This window comes from Lysinibacillus sp. RS10 (assembly GCF_041956855.1).
In the GTDB taxonomy this organism is placed as follows: domain Bacteria; phylum Bacillota; class Bacilli; order Bacillales_A; family Planococcaceae; genus Lysinibacillus; species Lysinibacillus xylanilyticus_A.
The window spans coordinates 4,733,943-4,753,718 of record NZ_CP167122.1 but is presented as its reverse complement, the minus strand read 5'-3'; the positions used below and the strand labels follow the sequence as shown (position 1 = coordinate 4,753,718).

Here is a 19,776-nt window from a genome sequence, read left to right as displayed (position 1 = left end):
GAAGTACAAAAAAGAGTGTCTAATGTGTTTTCAATGACAGCATTAGACACTCTTGTTATTTATTTCGTGTTGTTGGCGTAAGGGTGCTAATCTAAAACCCCTTTGTCCTTTAAGTCAGCAATTTGCTTGACACTATAGCCAAGAGAAGATAAAACTTCTACATTATGCTCTCCAAGCTTGGCACCGACATGCTTGTACGCGGGCTTGGCACCGTCAAACTTAAAAGCAGATGCAATTTGTTTTTGTATTGTACCATCGCTTTTGGGAATATCCACAATCATGTTACGAGCCGTAAGCTGTGGATGCTCACATGCTTCTGGAAAAGTTAAAACTGGTTCGACACATCCCTCGAAATTCTCGTTAAACACTTCAAGCCATTCATTGTAAGTCTTTGATAAGAACGCATCATGGACTGCCTCTTTAAAACGAATTTGTGTATAGTATGAATCATTGAAAGTATTATCAATAAGCTCAGGAATATCAAGTGCTTCACAAAGCAATTTGCGGAATTGAGGCTCAAGACTTCCTACTGAGAAAAATCGTCCATCCTTTGTTTTGTAAAAGTCATAGTAGCTTCCACCATTTAAAATTTCCTGTTCAGGCTGAGGCACACGACCACCGCCAATATAGGCAGACCCATACATAGCATTGAGTGAGAAGACAGCATCCGTCATACTTATATCAATAAATTGTCCTTCACCTGTTTTTTCACGATGTAAAGCTGCTGCGAGTACTCCAATTGCAGCGTGCATCGAGCCCCCTGCAATATCAGCTAGCTGAATACCCATTGAAACAGGTTTTTTATCTTGATGGCGTGAGTAATCAAGTAAGCCAGCTAATGATAAATAGTTATTGTCATGTCCTGGTCGATTGCTATATGGTCCAGTTTGTCCATAACCTGTAATAGCACAATAAATAACCTTTGGATTTATTTCTTTTAGTGCTTCATAGTCAATGCCAAGACGTTGCATGACGCCTGGTCGAAATCCTTCGATAATGACATCGTATTCTTTAACGAGTGACTTCACAATTTCTACAGCTTCAGGCGACTTTAAATTTAATGTTAATGATTTTTTAGAGCGATTCAAATGTTGATGAATATATGCCTCATGATCATCGTCGTAAGGTGGCATAATACGCGTTAAATCTACACGTTTAGATGATTCAACGTGAATAACCTCTGCGCCTAAATCAGCAAATATCATTGTCGCCATTGGACCCGGTAGTAATGCAGAAAAATCGAGAATTTTTAACCCCTTTAAAATACCCAAATCTCCCAACCCCTTTTTGTGTAGGCTACAATACCATCTTTTAAGAAGGAATTGTAGCGCTTTTCTCATTATCCCCATTTTGTGAAAAGCGTGTACCATATCTGTATTAATACAGAATAACGGTAAATTTATCAGTATTATAACAGAAGAATTGATGGCTTGACTATGTTAATTTCAATTATAAATTAATTAGTCAGAAAATTATATGTCGGAATAATAATAAAAGTAAAAAAATTTTGAATAAAGATTATCTGTCAAATTTCAGATAATAATCTTCGTTTATCCGAAAATTCTGTCGCAACAAAGGTACAAAAAATCTCTATGCAATAGATTGCGCATAGAGATTTTTTTGTGCTAATGATTATTGTCGCCATTCAAATTACTTAGAATAGAAGTTCATCGTATAATAGGGTGCACTGTTATCATTAAAACAGACACCAACAAAAATATGTGTGAATTCTTTCCTTAAAATATTTGTACGATGCCCTGTCGAATTCATCAGAGCCTCATGAGCAAATATACTATTGTGCTGTCCATGAGCTAGATTTTCGCCATACCAGAAGTAATTAACGCCACTAACAGTGAGACGGTCATTGGAATGATTACCTCTGTGATCCTTATGGCTAAAAAATTGATGTGCAATCATATTACTGCTATGCTGTCGAGCAATGTTATTACATTTTTTATCATAAATAAGTGGCTGTAATCCTTCTATAACTCGCTCATGGTTAATCAGTTCAACCATTAAATCTTCAAGCCCTGTTCGTAGTTCATTGGAAGGCGTACCATAATAACCACATTTACTTAATTCTGTTTTGGCATTAATCCAAATGATAGAACGAACCATATTATTTTTGTGTAAATCATAGAAAAAGGTAACATAGTGATGATCAATCAAATAGGTCCCATGTGTAGTACTACCTTCACAATCATTATAATCGAGTAAATAACTTGTATTTTGATAGTGTATGGCACTAAGTGGAAGACCATACTTCCTATGCACATCTGTTTGATTGGCACCGATGTGAATACCAAATACGCTATATCCAATGCGTGTTTCATACCCTCCAACCTCATTAGAATTATGTTTTCCTACGAGTGAGAATTGGGCGTAGTCTGTATTTACTCGATGCCACTTCATTTTGTATTCACTTTGAAAGCTGGATAGTGACAACGCTTTTTGTGTATTTAAATGGACTGTCTTTTTTTGATTAAGAGAAGTATTGGCCCATAATGCCATACTGAAACCAAACATAATGGGAGCTGCTTTACGTAACAACATAGTTAAACCCTCTTCTGTAAATTTATAATAAAATCTATTGAAATCTATCAAAAATATAGGAGATTCATAGATATAAAATACTATATTTTTATCTCGTTAACGATGCTAAATTTTTGGAACTATCCCTACTATATGGCTATCATTATAAAGTGTGAGATTGATTTCCGTTCCGACCGAGCGCTTACCTAGGGGTGTCCGATAAAGCCGATTGGGCCAAAAGAATGTTGGTCACGATGGCGTTTTCACAGGACATGACGCTTTTTGCCTCCAGGGTCTCATCTGGAGTCGTCTGGTCTTCACTCCAATCAACTTATACACATGGCATACGTTTTACAAATGTTATCCCAAACTTTTGAAGATGAGCATACTATATTACTTTTGTTATAAAAAAGTCTTAAGAAGCACTATTTTACAAATACTTTTCTCTTACTATACGAAATTATTCTTAATAAGGAATTTTTTTGTGCTTTAATAGACTAATAGAGAAAATGTCAAAAGGCAGTAGTTGAAAAAGGTATTGAAAAGAAATTAACTAGAGGTAAAGGGTAGAAAATGAAATCAAAACATTTAAAGTTAAAGCATTTAATCATGGGAGTTGCGTTGGCTGCCTTTTTCTTAACGAGCATTGGTAGCATTTGGAGCGGTTACCGAATGAATGTTGCCTCCATTAAAGAAAATACGCTTGAAACAAATCGAGTATATGCGCAAAAATTAGCCACCACAGCAAGTTCTTATTTAGAAGAAGCTTTTCAGATTTTTGGCTATAGTGCCAACAATATAAAGTCAAAAATGAATGATGAGAATGCACTGGAATATGAAACAGAGCGTTTGAAAATGCAAAATAATATGTTTAATTCGGTACTTATCACAAATGCAGAAGGTCTTGTATTATCTGTTTCACCACCTTCAGTAGAGGTAAAAGGTGAGGTATTAACATCCGTTGGAGCAACAGAAGCGCTAACTAAAAAGAAGCCTCTTGTCTCAAAACCTTATGAGGAGATGACGGGACGTCTTTTGATTTTTATATCATATCCTATTTTTTCAGAGAATGATGAATATCTAGGAATGGTAGCTGGAACAATTTATTTAAAGGAACGAAATGTTTTTAATGCGTTACTAGGGGAACATTATTATCATGATGGTTCGTATGTTTACGTAGTTGATTCAGATGGACGTGTTATCTATCATCAGAACTCAAGTCGTGTCAATGATATCGCTATTGATAATAAGGTCGTTCAACAAGTGGTTTCTGGAAAAAGTGGCGCTCAGCAAGTAGTGAATACTAGAGGAATAGAAATGCTTGCTGGTTATAGTACCGTTCCTTTAACGGGTTGGGGAGTAGTGGCTCAGAGACCGTTAAAAGTAGCGTTAGAACCTTCATTTGATCGTGTACAGGATGTCATAATAAAATCTATTCCTCTTATGCTAATTTCAATTATTATTGTACTTTGGGCAGCAGCACGTATTGCAAATCCTTTACAGCAATTAGCCACTTTAACAGAGGAGAGCTTGGAAACGAAAAATGTAGATGGCTTGAAATCTGTGCGGGGATGGTATTTTGAGGCTTATTATTTGAAGAGTGCTCTTATACGCAGTTTAACGTTTTTACAGGGACAGGTGTCCTATTTTAAGGATCAATCTACAACAGATCCATTAACAGGTGTAACGAATCGGCGCACGATGGATGCAATGCTAGCTGAATGGCTTGATAATAAGTTACCGCATGCCCTCATTTTACTTGATTTAGATCATTTTAAAAGTGTTAATGATACATATGGTCATGCGGTCGGGGACAAAGTATTACAATTTTTAGCTCAAAATATGCAAGCAGTAGCCCGTGATGGAGATGTTTGCTGTCGCTACGGTGGAGAGGAATTTGTTTTGTTACTGCCAAATACTACGGCTGAGGAAGCGGGACAAGTGGCAGAGCAACTGCGCCATCATTTGGCACATACTATAAGTCCTTGTGGTCGCATAGTGACATTATCTGCTGGAGTTGCTGTGTATCCACAAATGGCTGACACTGCGGAAAAGTTAATTGAAGCTGCGGATGGTGCGCTGTATCTTGCAAAACAAGCTGGACGAAATCAAGTTATGGTCGCTGAACAAGAAAATAAATAAAAAATGTATTGAAATAGGCTTATATCTTTTATTTTTTGGGTAAACGATTAATACGACAATCATTTGGGCAAGCTACTTTTAAGTCATTCCCCATATGACTTCTAAAGCATGTTCAAATGATTCGTAAACTCGGGACACATCTCTTGATCGACTTGACAAGATGTAAGGTTATCCCCCTTTCCCTTATGACATCACAAGTACGACAGATGTATGCCTATATATCGTTAAAGCCAAGCGAGCACCGATGCTCCTTGGCTTTTTTATGTGTGATATTAAAGGGATTTCAGGAAAAACGAGGCTCATCGCAATAACGTAGGGTTGATTTCCGTTCCGACTGGGCGCTTTGTCGTTGCACTTTCGCACAGAGCAAAGCTTTCTGGGGGCGTCTGATGAGCCGCTTGGGGCAACAGGATGTTGGTCACGAAGGCGTTATCACAGGACGTGATGATTTTAGCCTTCGTTCCTCTATCGCTGATCCCCAAGGAGTCGCCCAGTCTCCACTCCAATCAACTAATATACATTTCGTAATATTTATAACAAATGCCTCACCGACTTTTAGTAATGAGTTAAAAATAAGTGGTTTAGTCCTGAGAATGTACAGTGACCAGACTGTTTTTTGTGTTTACTGCTAGCCTTTATTAACGATTTTCTTCCATTATTTTAGAAATAGCTATGAAGGTTCACTGTCTACCTGTCGATATAAAGGGTATGATGAAAATGATATTTTGTACGTATCAAAATACATAAATGAAAGGAAGAGTGGGATGGATAAAACAAAAATCCAAAAAGTGAACAAAGCACTGATAGCAACTGTTTTCGCTACTAGTGGGATTGCTGTTGTAGTGCCACCACCACAAAAGGCAGCGGCGGCTACTTCACCATTTACAGATATTGACCAATATTCAAGTCATTATGACAATATTTTGAAATTGTATGCTCAAGGTGCGATTAGTGGGTATGCAGATAAAACTTTCCGACCAAATCAAAATGTAACACGTGGTCAGGCAGCAAAAATGCTGGCGACTGTTTTAAATTTAGATTTGAAAAATGTGCAAGATCCATATTTTAAAGACGTTCCACAGAGCAGTGAATATTATAAGTATGTAGCCGCATTACAAAATGCAGGAATCATGTCTGGGTATTCAAACGGAACATTTATGCCTAATGAAGTAGTTACACGTGGGCAATTAGCGAAAATTTTAGTGCTAGGCTTTAAATTTGAGGTAGCATCTAATTACAACCATAGCTTCAAAGATGTAACAAGCCAAACGAGCAACGCCATCTATATTCAAACTTTAGTGGATTTAAATATTACAGAAGGAACAACGCCTGTCACATTTTCACCATTTGATGCGGTAACTCGTGGACAAATTGCATCCTTTATTGTGCGTTCTCAAGAGAAAAAAAGCAATGCTACAACTTTCAAAATTACAGGTGTTGAAGACGATGTTGTCTACATAAACGGTGAACCATATTCAGTACCAGAAAGTCTTTCGCATATTTTTAATGAATACAATGCACCAGTATTAAAAGGTGCGTTTATTGAAGGGGATCTTTCAGGCAAAACCATTCGCTCTGTGTCGAAGCTAACATTGAATGCGAGCGGGACAAGCTCAAGATTTCTAGAGTTTGATGGTGATCATGAGTCCTTCGGTGCGACAATCGTTGTTAATGGGAACTATATTGAATTTTCAAATGTTACATTGACTGGCACAATGTATGTGAACGAAACGGTACGTCCGCCTTTACATATGAGTGTTTCTGACTATAATCCATTATCGATTGGCCGTATAGCAAGCAACAATTTTTCATTTATCGACTGGACTAATCCCGAAAATCCAAATGGTGAAAACCCACCCCCGTCCAAAAACGGTCCGACAACGGATTTTGAAAATTGGACAGATCAGAATTCTGACAAGAATCCTGATAAAAACAAGCCTTTTGATAACTGGTCTAAAGATAAAGTGACAATGAAAAATGTTGAAAAACATATTGAATTTTATAACAGTACTGTATCACGACTAGTCGTATCTCAAAGCGGTACAAAAATCGAAACGAATATGAAGTTACCACGCGTAGACATCATTAGGAATGTCCGTGAATTTGAGATTCAAGGTAATATCGGGACACTAAACCTTGATACAGAAACAAAGCTAACAATTTACGGAGATGGCAATATCGACTGGATTAACTACAATAGCTATACAGATTTAGAGCTATATATGGACGGTCGCGTAGGTACTCTGTACGTTGATAATGTATATGGTTGGGTTGATGTTGGAGATTACACGTATATTGACAAAGTTATTATACCGAAGGGTGAGTCACCGAATAATATCTTCGATGATTTCCTAGAGGATAAAGATAATATCGGCATTATTACAGATCCAGACGGTAAACCGATTGATAAGGACGATTATGATAATCAAAAACCGACCGATAAAACGAAACCAATGGTCGATATTACAAAGGTAACACCATTAAATGGTAGCGAAGCTCAGGTAGATTTTACCTCAGATGAAGTCGGAACTTACTATTATATAGTTCGTGAAAAGGGCGCTGATGCACCAACAAAACGAGAAATGGTAGATCGTATTTCTACTGAAAATGCAGCAAGTGGAACAGGTGCGGCTGTTAAAGGTACAAACACTGTTAAAGTCACTAATCTAGGTGAGAAAAAAGAATATGTCGTTTATGTAATGGTTGTTGATGGAGCGAAAAACGCTTCGGATATTAAATCACAATCATTCCAAATGAAGGATGGCTCACCGCCTGTCGTAAAGTCACTTACAGTAACGCCACTACATGGCGGAAAACGTGCTGAGTTAAAATTCACAGCGAGTGAGCCAGGGGAATATTACTACTATGTGCGTAAAAAGACGAATACCGCAGATCCAACAACTGCAGACATTATTGCTAAGCCAACAGGTAAGGGCAAGGCAGTTGCGGGTAAACTTGGGATTACTGAAATTTTAACAGGTTTAGATGCTGAAACAGAGTATCAAGTTTATGTAGTGATGAAGGATGATTCGGGTAATAACTCGAAAGATCCAGCTGTCATGAAAGTGTTTACAACAAGTGCACTTGATAACATCTATCCATTTGTTGAAAAGACGAAACTAGAACCAGCTGGTCAAGAAAACCAGTTTTATGTATATCTAAATGAAGCCTTAGATCCTGAAAGCGCTCGTAATGTAAATAACTACGATTTATCAGGAACAGTTATCGTCAATACGACAGGGCAGCAAAAAATTAAACCTTCTGCTGTAGAGTATAAAGAAGGCGATAAAAAAGTATTATTAACAATTCCATCTGAGACAGGTTTTGTCTATGGTGATACATTACGTGTAACAATATTACCTGGTGTTAAGGACTTAGCGGGCAATGAATTTGAAAATACTAATACTGTAGAACCTGGTAAAAATGCTCGAAACTATGCTGAATATGTGCATGAGAAATTTGTTAAACCAGAAATTTCTATTGAAAATGTCATTAATAAACCAGACGAATCTGATAATTTCAAACGAGTGGAAGTTGAATTCAAGCCAAATAAGGCTGGTACGTATTATTATATGGTTTTACCTGATACGATCGTAGACAATGGTGAAACAAAGACATTTAAGCAATATTTAGCTGACAAAGGGATTACAGAACGAGACTTTGTCAATGAATTTGCGAAGGATTCATCATTAAAATCAGGCTACTTCCAAATAGGTGGGAAAAATATTTATATTGAAATTGGCTCTGGTCCGGCGGATCTAGAGGCAGATACAAAGAAATTCCCTATCGCTATTTCCAAAGACAAACTAAATCCATTCTCAAGCTATTCTGTTCACATGGTCTTAAAGGATCGTGGTGGGGAAATTTCGAAAATGACATCAAAAGAAATTATTGGTGATACGAAAGCACCGTTAATTAAAGACTTAGTTGTAAAGCCTAAGGAAAATGATGATACAAAGGCAATGATCAGCTTTAATACTGATGAGACAACTAAACTGCATTATTGGTTTGTACCGAAGAAAAATGCAGATGGGACAACGAATGATTCAGCTAATTTAAAGATTGATACACCCGCAGAGCGCAAATTCTTAGAAGACAAACTTAGAACTAGCCCGAGTGTTACGAAAAGTGGAAAAGGGGCATTCCCGTTAACTGAAGCGCCAGGTGTAACTTTAAATCCACATACAGAGTATGTTGTATATCTAGGAGCAGAGGATACGTATGGTAATATTAGCGTCTACAAAGCTAAAGATGCTGGGGATAATCATGATGAATCGAATGCTGGTTGGATGAAGCAAGATTTCTATTCTGATGGTACAGCTCCACGTTTTGAAATGAAAGTGGATGGGGAAAAGAAAAAGAATATTGTATATCGTAAAGATGATACGTTTACGATTACATTCAGTGAAGCCATTATGCGTGATGAAAATGGCGATTCTTCCATTAAAGATCTAAGTTTATTAACAATTACAGACGAATCGGGTCAAGATATTACTTCGGAATATCAGTTTGTTAAATATACAAAAGGTACAAAAACAACTGATGAGAGCCAATTAATTATTAAACCAACTGGCTCAGGTACAGCGGATAAAACATTTACCGTTAAGATGAAAGATGAAGCATGTGATTACATTGTTTCAGGCAAAGGTAATAAGTTTGACATAGCTGACTTTGGTAAGTATGTATATCCAGGTTCAATTAAGAATAGAATTGAAGATGCTGTAGTTACAGGTACTAATATCGGTACAGATGATGTCCCTGCATCAAAAACTATGCGTGCTGTTGTTTATATTGATGCTGATTTATCAGTAGATCAACGATACTACTATGCAGTAACTGGGGGAGCTACAACTATCAATCCTCAGTTAGTAATAGATTTGGTAAAAGACCCTAAAACACCAAACAATACAATACTTGCATATGGTAGTGATAAGTTACACGCTCAAAGTCCTGCAAATAAACAATTTAAATTAGATTTAACTGCACCACCTGCTATTGATCCAAAATATGATCCAGTATTTACAAAAGGTAATAATTTCTTCATCTTCACAGTGGATCAATATGGAAATATTGTATGGTCTAATGATAAAAATAATCCTAACAATACCTACTTTAAACTTGGTTCTAATATTAAACCTTAATATATTGAAATCCTCATCAGTGAGGGTTTTAGAATATCAACAAAAGGCATTGAGAAGTGTACTCTCAATGCCTTTTGTCATTTTTTTATTCTTTGAAAATCCTTTGTTATGCGAGAGGTCCAGCAAACTTTTAGCTAGAGGAATATGTCCCTTCCTCCATCACACCCAACCAAACGCTCGAGCAATTGTTGCCGTTAGCCATGTTACGCCAATGGCAATGACAGTTGGAATCAAAAATGACATGAATGTCCATTTCGGACTCTTTGTTTCTTTATAAATATTAACTAAAGTCGTTCCGCAAGGGAAGTGTAGAAGTGAGAATAACATCATATTTAAAGCTGTCAGCCACGTCCAGCCTTGGTCGATAAACACTTGCTTTAGCTTCGATAAATCTTCAATCTCAAGCATCGCTCCTTGAGATAAATACGCCATAATGAGGATAGGGACCACAATTTCGTTAGCTGGTAACCCAAGAATAAAGGCGGCCAAAATAAAGCCATCCATACCAAGAGCCTGACCAAACGGATCTAAAAAGTTAACAAAATGCATTAAAATACTTGTATCACCAATGTAAATATTTGCGAATATCCAAGTCAAAATAGAGGCAGGCGCTGCAACGATAACCGCTCTTTTTAGTACATTCCATGCTTTATCAATGCTTGCTCTTAAAATCGTATTCCAGAACTTTGGTCTTCGGAATGGTGGAAGCTCTAATGTGTAATGAGTGGGTACACCCTTTAAAGCCGTTTTAGAAAGAACCCAGGATACAGTTAATGTTACAACAACACCTAACAGGACAAATCCCATTAAAATTGCTGCTGTCATAAATGTACCAGTTGCCCCCGTAAAACCCATTGTCATAAATAATGATGCTAATAAAATAAGTGTTGGCCATCTCCCGTTACAAGGAACAAAATTGTTCGTTAAAATGGCCAGCATTCGTTCACGAGGAGATTCTATTATTCTCGTAGATAGAATAGCGGCAGCATTACAGCCAAAGCCCATTGCCATTGTTAATGATTGCTTCCCGTGTCCTCCTGCTCGTTTAAATAAACGGTCCATGTTAAATGCTACGCGTGGTAGGTAACCGTAGTTTTCTAGTAAGGCGAAGATAGGGAAGAAAATAGCCATTGGCGGTAGCATAACGCTAATAACCCAACCGGTTCCTCTAAATAGCCCAAGCACTAAAATACCATGTAGCCATTCTGGTGCGTGCATTGCTTCAAAAATTATTGTTAGCTTACCCTCTAGATAGCCAAATAAATCCGCTAACATGCTTGATGGTACGTTTGCGCCAGCAATCGTAATGTAAAAGACAGTCCCAAGCAGAATAAGCATAATAGGGAATCCCCAAATGCGAGATGTGAAAATTTCATCTAATTTATCGGATCTATATAGTCCTGGCTGTTGCTCCGACACTACTTTTTTACATAAAGATTTGCTTTTAGCATAAATATCACTAACGATTTTATCTCGAATATCCTCATTCGAGACTTCTTTCACTTCAGCCAATATGTTCTTTAGTAAGCTATGATTTAACACTGACTGGGGCTCCATTTGTTATCACCTCTCCTTGTCTATTGTTTTTATGATTTTGTAGTTTTAAGATCAATTCCTCATCTCCATCAAGTAAACGAAGGGCAATCCATCTTGATGGATATTTACCATCAAAATAGCCTTTTATTTTTGATTCTACCTTTAAAATGGCTTCCTCTATTTCTTTCGAATATGTCATACGATAAGGAGTCGTAACAATTTGCCCGTGCACTAGTTGATTTAATGTATCTAATAATTGATCAATTCCTTTTTTATTTCTGGCTGATATTTTTACGACTGGGACTCCCAGTTCACGAGCCAATTTCTTGTCATCAATTCGGATACCCTTTTTCTCAGCTTCATCAATTAAGTTGATACAAATGATGACTTTATTAGTCATCTCCAATACTTGGAGTGCGAGATTTAAATTTCTTTCTAACGATGTTGCATCCAGCACAACAATCGTTGCATCTGGTTGATCAAAAATAATATAATCTCTTGCGACTTCCTCATCTGCTGAATTTGAAAATAAAGAATAGGTACCGGGTAAATCCACGAGTACATATTGTTCACCGTTATGTTCAAAGGATCCTTCTGCATGGACAACTGTTTTTCCCGGCCAGTTTCCGGTATGTTGCTTCAATCCTGTTAATGTATTAAACAATGTGCTTTTACCGGTATTTGGATTACCTGCTAAAGCTATTTTATTTACGCTCACTTTATAGCCCCCCTAACGATTTCTCCTAGAATTCTAGAGCTTTCATCATTACGTAATGCAATTGTTGTATTGCTTACACGATAAGCAACAGGGTCTCCTAAAGGACTTTTACGAAGAACAGAGATTTCTGCTCCTTTCACAAAGCCTAAATCTAATAATCTTCTTCTTAAAGGACCTTCAATATTTATTTCTTTTATTAAAAAATAATCTCCAAAAGAGCATTCTGAAAGTGGTCTCAATGTTTTTGTCATACGCCTTTTTTATTCCTTTCCTTAATAATCTTTCCCGTGCTTTATATTGTTTCTCTAAGGAAACTTTATTAAAGAATATGCCGGATTTATGACAGATGTCAATGATTTTCAATTTTTTTTTTGAAAAGTGCGATAAAAGCACTAATTGAATAAAGGATGTGACAGGGCATAATAGGCTGGACTAAGGAAAGTGGAAAAGGGGATTGTGTTTAGGAAAATGTAGATGGATAAAGCCGTTGCTGTACTGCTAAGACATAGTCCTTTTTATGGTGTGTTAATAAGATTTCGTTACATGTGCCTAATAAAATTTTCAAGAGGGTTTTGATAATGTTAAACCCTCTGCTAATAACAAAGTATCGGCAGAGGGTTATGATTTTTTTAATCTTTACTGGAGATCATGAAGGGGATTAATTTCTAACGATCTGGAATGTACCTGGTGTAGATGTTTGAATAAAATGTTGATTTCCTTCTACAGTGTAATCAGCTGGCATCTGCTCGTTAAAGTCATAGGTACGAACGATGGAGGCATTCGGTGGTAAATTCTCGAGAATGATTTCCATATCTGCCTCAAATTCAACTGGTTTATTATTTAATGTTGCTTGGAATGTTATACGATTCAAATTTCGTGTAATTTGAATTTCCATTACGCCAGTATCCTCATTAAGAAGAGTTCCTAGCGGTGGAATAATAACAGTCATATTGGATTTCGTTGTTAAAACAAAGCGCTCTGTACTATTTTCTGAGTCAGCAACATTAATTTTTGCTGTATAGGTATTTTTGTTTCTAGTCATAGCTGTGGTTTTACCAGGTAAGGCAGCTTTGTCAGAAAAAGTCGGTGTTTTTTTCGCATTTCCTTTAGCCGGCAGATCATATTTACCATTTACATAGTCTGCTAATGTCCAGACATTTGGCACAAGCTGCTGCTGCACGGGTGTTAAAGCTTCGAAAGCTGTTTTGACTGCCTGTACATCTTGAGCAGTGGACGTTTTAGGTGATAAAGCTGCAATAGCATTTTCTACTTCCTTAGCTGCTCCCTTATCCTTCACAACAAGCTGTTCAGCATCTAATAAAATCTTTTCGACGCCAGCAGGTAATGAGACGTTTGTATGTTTGCGTAGTGCATTAAGCTCGGCTCTCGCATCAGCTACATCCTGATGGAAGCTAATACGAGAAGAGTTTAACAATTGGATTTTATTGACCACTTTATCGATAGATGTATTTGGCGTGATATAGGAATTCAGTATTCTTTGTGATTCAGCACTCACAAAGGTTTTTTGCGCTGCATTTAACGTATTGTACCAATCTTTCGTTTCCATGACATTTTGATAGTAATTAACAGAAGTTGACTCCACAGAGGCTAATTTCTCATCAATTTGTGCAGCAAGCTTACGATACGCTACTCTCGTTTGTTGATGATTTGATAGTGTTGAATAATTCGTGACGTATTGTTTTTCTGTTTCAGTTAACTCGTTGTAGGCTTTGAGGGCTGCCTCAAGGTTTGCTTGGAATGAGTAATAAGTATCGTTAATGTTCGAAATAAGTTGTACAACATTTGTAACGTTTGAGTTGTAGTAATAATTATTATTGTATATGTAAGCCGTTTTTGCATGTCCAGAAACATCAGCAGCCGATGCTGACGTAGTGGGTGCAGTATAGATCAGTGAAGGGACAGCAACTAGGGCGAGTAAAGCTAGTTTTCTTTTGTTTTTCATGATATGGGAAACCTCCTGTTGTTTTGATAAGTGTAATGGTAAATCATAGGGTTTTTATCCTAGGTAAAACCTTTAATTGCCTTAAGAAACGATTGATTATTTACTTACTGAAAAGGGTCCTGTCTAGACGGAATTATCCTAATATATGTTGATAAACCAATTTTAACATAGCTTAGGATTTTTTTATGTATATTTTGGGGGAATAGGTAGATAGGTTTTGTATTTTTTTTAAGATTTTGTGTCTTATGTACTTATAAGAATACGAAATGTAAACAAGCAGATAAGTCCGTAGTCTTCTTTTTTCAATCGAGACGGATAGAACGATCAAACAAACGAACGGATAGACTCCTGGAACTGACGGATAGAACACTCATAATTAAGGGTAGAGTTTTGTTGTAATGATTCTAAGAAGGAGCAGGGGTGTTTTATTTGCAACGAAACTGGCAGAAGGTAGTTGTTGAAAAGTTAGCTACGGCTGTTAAACCAGCCTTTGTTATTGTTTTTGGTTCTTATGCGCGGGGTTCGGCACGTGAAGATAGTGATTTAGATATAGCGTATTTTGCAGATAAACCTCTCTCAAGTTACGAACGTTTTCTATTAGCCGGAGAAATTGCACAGGCTTGTAATGTTGATATTGATTTAGTCGATATGAAGATGGTTGATACAGTGTTTGCAGCACAAATTTTTTCAAGTGGTATGGTCATTGATTGCAAAGATGAAAACACCTTTGTTAAAGAACGAATGAAGGCCCTATCAATGTATGTAACGTTAAATGAACAACGTGCGGAGATTTTGAGATCAATTGAGGAGAGGGGTAGTGTCTATGGTAACTAATGATGTTGTTCTAAATAAAATTGCTACAATTGAGCGCTGTGCGAAGCGTGTCAACGAAGTGTATGGTGGTAATCCTGAAAATTTGCAAGATTTTACGAAGCAGGACAGTATCGTTTTGAATATTCAACGTGCGTGTGAAGCTAGTATTGATTTGGCCATGCATATTGTTAGTGATTTAAAGCTTGGTTTACCTAAAACGAGTAGAGAAGCATTCAAATTACTTGAGGAGAATAACATTATTGACCATGGATTAGCAAAAACATTAATGAATATGGTTGGGTTCCAAAATATTGCTGTGCATGATTATCAGGCTATTGAATTAAATATACTCCAAGCAATTATCGAGAATCATTTAAGTGATTTTAAGACCTATACAGAGGCAATATTGCTTGCATAAAAGAAACAACAGGCTGTAGAGATTCATCTAGCCTGTTGTTTTTGAATTATAAAACGGATAGAACCTTCAAAGTGACGGATACACCCCTCGAACTGATGGTTAGATCAACAAAACTTCGATAATATAAAGCCGATATCGCCTTACTCCTATTTAGGAATTGGGAACGAGATGGTCGTACCTTGTCCAATTACACTTTCTATCGTTAACTCCACGCCAAATAATTGCTTTAGGCGTTGTTCGGTGTTAACGAGACCAACGCTTGTTTGTTTTTTAGGGCCAGTGTTATCGAAGCCAATACCATTATCGGAGATGGATATTGCAAAGTGCTCCTCGGCTTCTACAATGCGAATTGTGACGGTTCCTCCTTGTATGCGAGGTAAAATGCCATGCTGGATGGCGTTTTCAACCAGTGTTTGAATCGACAGTGGTGGGACTGATAGCTCTATATTTTCAGGGATGTCCCATATTACTTGAACTCTATTACCGAAGCGTATTTGCTCGATTGCTATATAGGAGCGAACGAGCTTTAATTCGTAGCTGATAGGCACAACTAAGTCGGCATTTTGGAAATCAAAGCTCATCTGTAGATAATCACTGAAAGCTAGCAGTAATTCTTCCATTTGCTCATCGTCTACCCCGTGTAGGGATATAATTGAGTTGAGTGTATTAAAGAAAAAGTGAGGCTGAATTTGTGCTTGTAGCCATGCTGCCTCAATCCGTAGACGTTCTCCACTTGTTTGCTTGACGCGAACAAGTGCATTGACCCTAGATTTAAGTTCTACATATTCCATTGGCTTCTTAACATAATCATTTGCACCACTTAAAAAGGCAAGCTGTATATCCTCTCTTTGCTGACGAGCTGTTAAGAAAAGTATTGGCAGTTCGGAAATAGAGAATCGCTCGCGAATTCGTTGAGCTAACTCATAACCTGACATATGTGGCATCATAATGTCAGAAATTATCAAATCAAAGCTACCTTCCTGCAGCTTTTCTAGAGCCTCAGCACCACTTAATGCAGTTTCAATTTCATAAGGCTCTGTAGACAGCACGTTGGTAAGCACCTGCAAGTTTACAGCGTCATCATCAACAATTAAAACGCGTGAATGACTTGTCACAAGAGATCCTTTTTCGGTAACTGCAGTAATTTCACCTTCAAATTTGGAAAGATTGTTTAGTAATGAAACGTATTTTGAAAGAGAAGCATCGTTTTCAGCGTTTAAGTCGGCTTCATCTACAGCTAGATCTTTAGCTATCGGTAACGAGAAAGTAAACGTAGAGCCTTTTCCAACAGTTGATGATAGCGATATTGTGCCTCCGTGTAAGATAACGAGTTCCTGACATATACTTAAGCCGAGTCCAAGTCCACCACCTATAGATATCATACTCGAATCAACTTGCTCATATGGCTCAAATATACTTTCTTGCATGTCCTTTTCAATACCAATCCCCGTATCTGTAATAGAAATATATAGTTTTTTACCAACCACTTCAGCATCACATATAATAGAACCTTTTTCTGTAAATTTAATGGCATTATGAAATAAGTTCGTAAAAATTTGAATAAGCCGAGTCTCATCTGCTAATACAGGTGGTAAATCTTTAGGGATGTTTATTATTAGCTCTACTGGTTTTCCTTTTAACATAAAAAGAAAAATGTTGCTTACACCGCTTGTTAAATTATAAACATTAATCGGCTTTGGCTGAAGACGAATAGTTTTTTCCTTTAGTTTTACTAAATCTAGTAAATCATCTAGCATATAGGACATATGATTACCGATTGTCAGTAGAAGCTTTAAATCATCATTGTTTTTTTCAGCGAACTGATGATCCTGCTTAACTAACAGTGTTTGTGCAATACTCATCATGCCGTGCAGTGGGTTGCGAAGCTCATGAGAGGTATTCGCAAGAAAATCATCCTTCGTGTTAATCTCTTTTTGCAGCTTTACTGTAAGTTTTTCAGTTTGCAGCGTTGTTTGGAAATATTGCGTAAACCAAAATGATGATATAGCAGTAATGGCAATCAATAGATCGAAGGGGTAGTGACTATAAGGCAATGTAGCATTCTGCCTTAATGAGAAATATAGCGAATTAGTTACGACAGCAGTGCCCGTTAATAATAAAAATACAACCCCTTTTTTTCCTTTAATGACTATAATCAGCATAAAAATAGTTATAATAATAGGAGAAACACTAAAGAGTATTGTGAAAATAAATTTAGTGCTAATAATATACTCGATAGGAGCTAGTACAATAAATAGTAGGTACACAGCACATAGCATTGGAACAACGGTTAATATTTTGGGCTTTGAATATTCCTTGACTAAATCGCGTAGAAATAAAATAAAAAACAACATGTTATTAATATAAGAAAAGTAATAGATTTTGTATGCCCAAATCCAGTTAATGGGCATGTAAATATATAAAATTTTATTGCTCGAAACAAGCACGGTTATACAAGTAGAAATAATGATCATTGCAAAGTAAATAAGTGATTTGCTTCGAATACCTATCGCAAAAAGTAAAGCAGTGAAAAGTAAGTAAAATATAAAGACTAGGCAAACTGCCATTTGCGTTGCAATTGAAAAGAACTTTGTTCGTTCCATGGAGTGTAAATCGCCAAAAATAATATCTTTTGTAAAACCGCCCTGTGCAAATCGATTTGTTTGGACACCTTGTATGATGATCTCGCTTTCACTGGAATCTAGCGTAAAATAATGTGTAATAGGTCTACTGGCGGGGGCAGTTTTTTCATGATCTGATGTAATGTCTCCTAGACTACCGATAAGCTTTCCATCAACATAAAGCTCATAAGGTGACAGTCCTTCAGGTATGGTAATGCCATACAGTTGAGGCTTTTTGTCATCTTTCAAAATAGTTAAGCGATAAGACCCAAAATGAATATTTGTTTCGTTGTTAAAGTATTTATCCCATGATTCTGGTAAAGTGGAATAAATTTTATGACCATTCTGTTCAGATGGTTTTGGATTTTCTGAAACGAGTAGGGTGTTGGGGTAAAACTCCCATTCGCCATGTAGCTTTCTTTTAAAGTCTTTGCTTGTTTCAATACCTCTTAAATCGATAGTACCTTGTTTTGCAACTGCTCCTTCTGGGACATCAATGATATTCATCCAGGTAAATCGAAGTAATGTAAGCAAGCTAAAGAATAAGCTAACAATCAGAACAATCTTTAAATTTTTGGAGAGAATTTGCTTTTTTATCATAGAAGTTAATTTTCGACAGATTCCTTAAAAAATCCTTCAAAAGTAATGATTTTCTATCAGGTTTGAAAGAAATAGAACGATATTAATAGAAGGAGGGAATGTTATGAGAATTGTGATAGTTGATGATGAACATCTACCATTAACGAGATTAAAAACCTTACTTGAAAAAAGTAGTATCTCAGAAATTGACATAGTTGGAGAATATACAAATTCTCTAGAAGCGATTGCTCAAATACATAGTTTACAACCTGATGTTGTATTTTTAGATATTGTAATGCCTGGTATGAATGGACTTGAGCTAGGTGGAAAAATTCAAGAAATATCGCCGAACGTGGAAATTGTCTTTACCACAGGCTATGACCAATACGCTATAGATGCTTTCAATTTGCATGCTATAGATTATCTCTTAAAGCCTGTACAAAAGCTTCGTTTACATAAATCATTGGAACGGCTTCAACAGATGATCGAAAAGAATCAGCCAATCACAGCTAAACAAAAAATGATTAAGCTGTTAGGGGGTCTGAAGGTAGCGTCGCCTGATGGTAATGCACACTTAATGAAGTGGCGTACGTCGAAAGCAAAAGAATTGTTTGCTTATATGCTTAGTCATCGCAATGAAATGATTTATCGAGACACCATTTTGGAATTGTTTTGGCCAGAATCTGATATAGATAAGGCATGTAATCAGCTTTATACAGCTATTTATACAATCCGACAAACTTTGAAAAATTATGGACTTGACGGTGTTCAAATCTCAAGTCCGTTGTTGAATTCAGGCTATAAATTATTGTTGGAAGATGTAGTAATTGATGTAGAGCAATGGCTGGCTCAATTAAAATCTTTACCTCCGCTACAACAGAGTACAGTAGAAGAGCATGAGCGTGTATTCCAAGTCTATACAGGGGATTATTTGGGCGATAGTGATTACATATGGTCAGAAAGTGAAAGAGAGCGACTAAGACGTTTGTGGACACATCATGCACAGCAATTATGTGAGTTTTATACTATACATGAAAACTATCTTGCTGCGGTGAAAGTGCAAGAAAAAGTTCAATCATTTTCACCTAATGAGGAAGATAGCTATTTCACCTTGATGAAGCTCTATCATTTACTAAACAATGCCGCTGCTGTGAGGGAACAATATTGGCTGTTAAAGAAAATGTTGCAGGAGCAATTAGCAGTGGAGCCTAGTGAGGGAATTGCGAGATGGTATAAAAATTGGGAAAGAGAATATACACAAGCAGCTCAAATAGATGTTTTGGTCTAAGACTGGCTCTATATGAAAATGAAAA

The 19,776-nt window shown here is 36.8% G+C and carries 12 protein-coding genes; 5 read left to right on the top strand and 7 right to left on the bottom strand.

What is annotated here, in order from left to right; translation table 11 throughout:
- Window positions 1-86: 86 nt before the first annotated feature.
- Window positions 87-1,271 carry a CaiB/BaiF CoA transferase family protein gene (locus ACB089_RS23725; RefSeq protein ID WP_374964185.1) on the bottom strand — a complete coding sequence of 395 codons (1,185 nt, stop codon included), beginning with the start codon at window positions 1,269-1,271 and terminating at the stop codon, window positions 87-89.
- Window positions 1,272-1,650: 379 nt separating this feature from the next.
- Window positions 1,651-2,553 carry a CAP-associated domain-containing protein gene (locus ACB089_RS23720; protein WP_374964184.1) on the bottom strand — a complete coding sequence of 301 codons (903 nt, stop codon included), beginning with the start codon at window positions 2,551-2,553 and terminating at the stop codon, window positions 1,651-1,653.
- A 552-nt stretch (window positions 2,554-3,105) separates the two neighbouring features.
- On the opposite strand from ACB089_RS23720, the gene ACB089_RS23715 reads away from it, so the two are divergent.
- Both ACB089_RS23715 and ACB089_RS23710 read left to right on the top strand, forming a co-directional pair.
- Window positions 3,106-4,674 (top strand): diguanylate cyclase, encoded by a 1,569-nt coding sequence (locus ACB089_RS23715; protein ID WP_374964183.1) that lies wholly within the window; start codon window positions 3,106-3,108, stop codon window positions 4,672-4,674.
- A gap of 764 nt (window positions 4,675-5,438) precedes the next feature.
- On the top strand, window positions 5,439-9,815 hold the full coding sequence (locus ACB089_RS23710) for an S-layer homology domain-containing protein (protein ID WP_374964182.1): 4,377 nt from the start codon (window positions 5,439-5,441) through the stop codon (window positions 9,813-9,815).
- A 159-nt stretch (window positions 9,816-9,974) separates the two neighbouring features.
- Here the strand turns inward: ACB089_RS23710 and ACB089_RS23705 are convergent, their stop codons facing one another.
- The 4 genes from ACB089_RS23705 to ACB089_RS23690 form a co-directional block, all read right to left on the bottom strand.
- The gene (locus tag ACB089_RS23705; RefSeq protein ID WP_374964181.1) at window positions 9,975-11,372 is read right to left on the bottom strand and encodes a nucleoside recognition domain-containing protein; all 1,398 of its coding nucleotides are present in this window, start codon (window positions 11,370-11,372) and stop codon (window positions 9,975-9,977) included.
- Entirely contained in the window at window positions 11,344-12,069 is a 726-nt protein-coding gene (locus ACB089_RS23700) for a FeoB small GTPase domain-containing protein (protein ID WP_374964180.1), read from the bottom strand. The genes ACB089_RS23705 and ACB089_RS23700 overlap by 29 nt, the downstream gene beginning before the upstream one ends.
- Window positions 12,066-12,320: a FeoA family protein gene (locus ACB089_RS23695; RefSeq protein WP_068986092.1), complete on the bottom strand. Its 255-nt coding sequence runs from the start codon at window positions 12,318-12,320 to the stop codon at window positions 12,066-12,068. The genes ACB089_RS23700 and ACB089_RS23695 overlap by 4 nt, the downstream gene beginning before the upstream one ends.
- Before the next feature lie 407 nt (window positions 12,321-12,727).
- On the bottom strand, window positions 12,728-14,032 hold the full coding sequence (locus ACB089_RS23690; RefSeq protein WP_374964179.1) for a hypothetical protein: 1,305 nt from the start codon (window positions 14,030-14,032) through the stop codon (window positions 12,728-12,730).
- 420 nt (window positions 14,033-14,452) lie between these two features.
- On the opposite strand from ACB089_RS23690, the gene ACB089_RS23685 reads away from it, so the two are divergent.
- Together ACB089_RS23685 and ACB089_RS23680 are read left to right on the top strand one after the other, a co-directional pair.
- A complete protein-coding gene (locus tag ACB089_RS23685) occupies window positions 14,453-14,866 on the top strand; it encodes a nucleotidyltransferase domain-containing protein (protein WP_374964178.1) in 414 nt (137 codons plus the stop codon).
- Entirely contained in the window at window positions 14,856-15,263 is a 408-nt protein-coding gene (locus tag ACB089_RS23680) for a DUF86 domain-containing protein (RefSeq protein WP_374964177.1), read from the top strand. The genes ACB089_RS23685 and ACB089_RS23680 overlap by 11 nt, the downstream gene beginning before the upstream one ends.
- 146 nt (window positions 15,264-15,409) lie before the next feature.
- Here the strand turns inward: ACB089_RS23680 and ACB089_RS23675 are convergent, their stop codons facing one another.
- Window positions 15,410-18,484, bottom strand: a complete 3,075-nt coding sequence (locus ACB089_RS23675) for an ATP-binding protein (protein ID WP_374964176.1) — start codon at window positions 18,482-18,484, stop codon at window positions 15,410-15,412.
- 103 nt (window positions 18,485-18,587) lie between these two features.
- Between ACB089_RS23675 and ACB089_RS23670 the strand changes: the two genes are divergently transcribed.
- Window positions 18,588-19,751, top strand: a complete 1,164-nt coding sequence (locus tag ACB089_RS23670; protein WP_374964175.1) for a response regulator — start codon at window positions 18,588-18,590, stop codon at window positions 19,749-19,751.
- Window positions 19,752-19,776 lie beyond the last annotated feature (25 nt).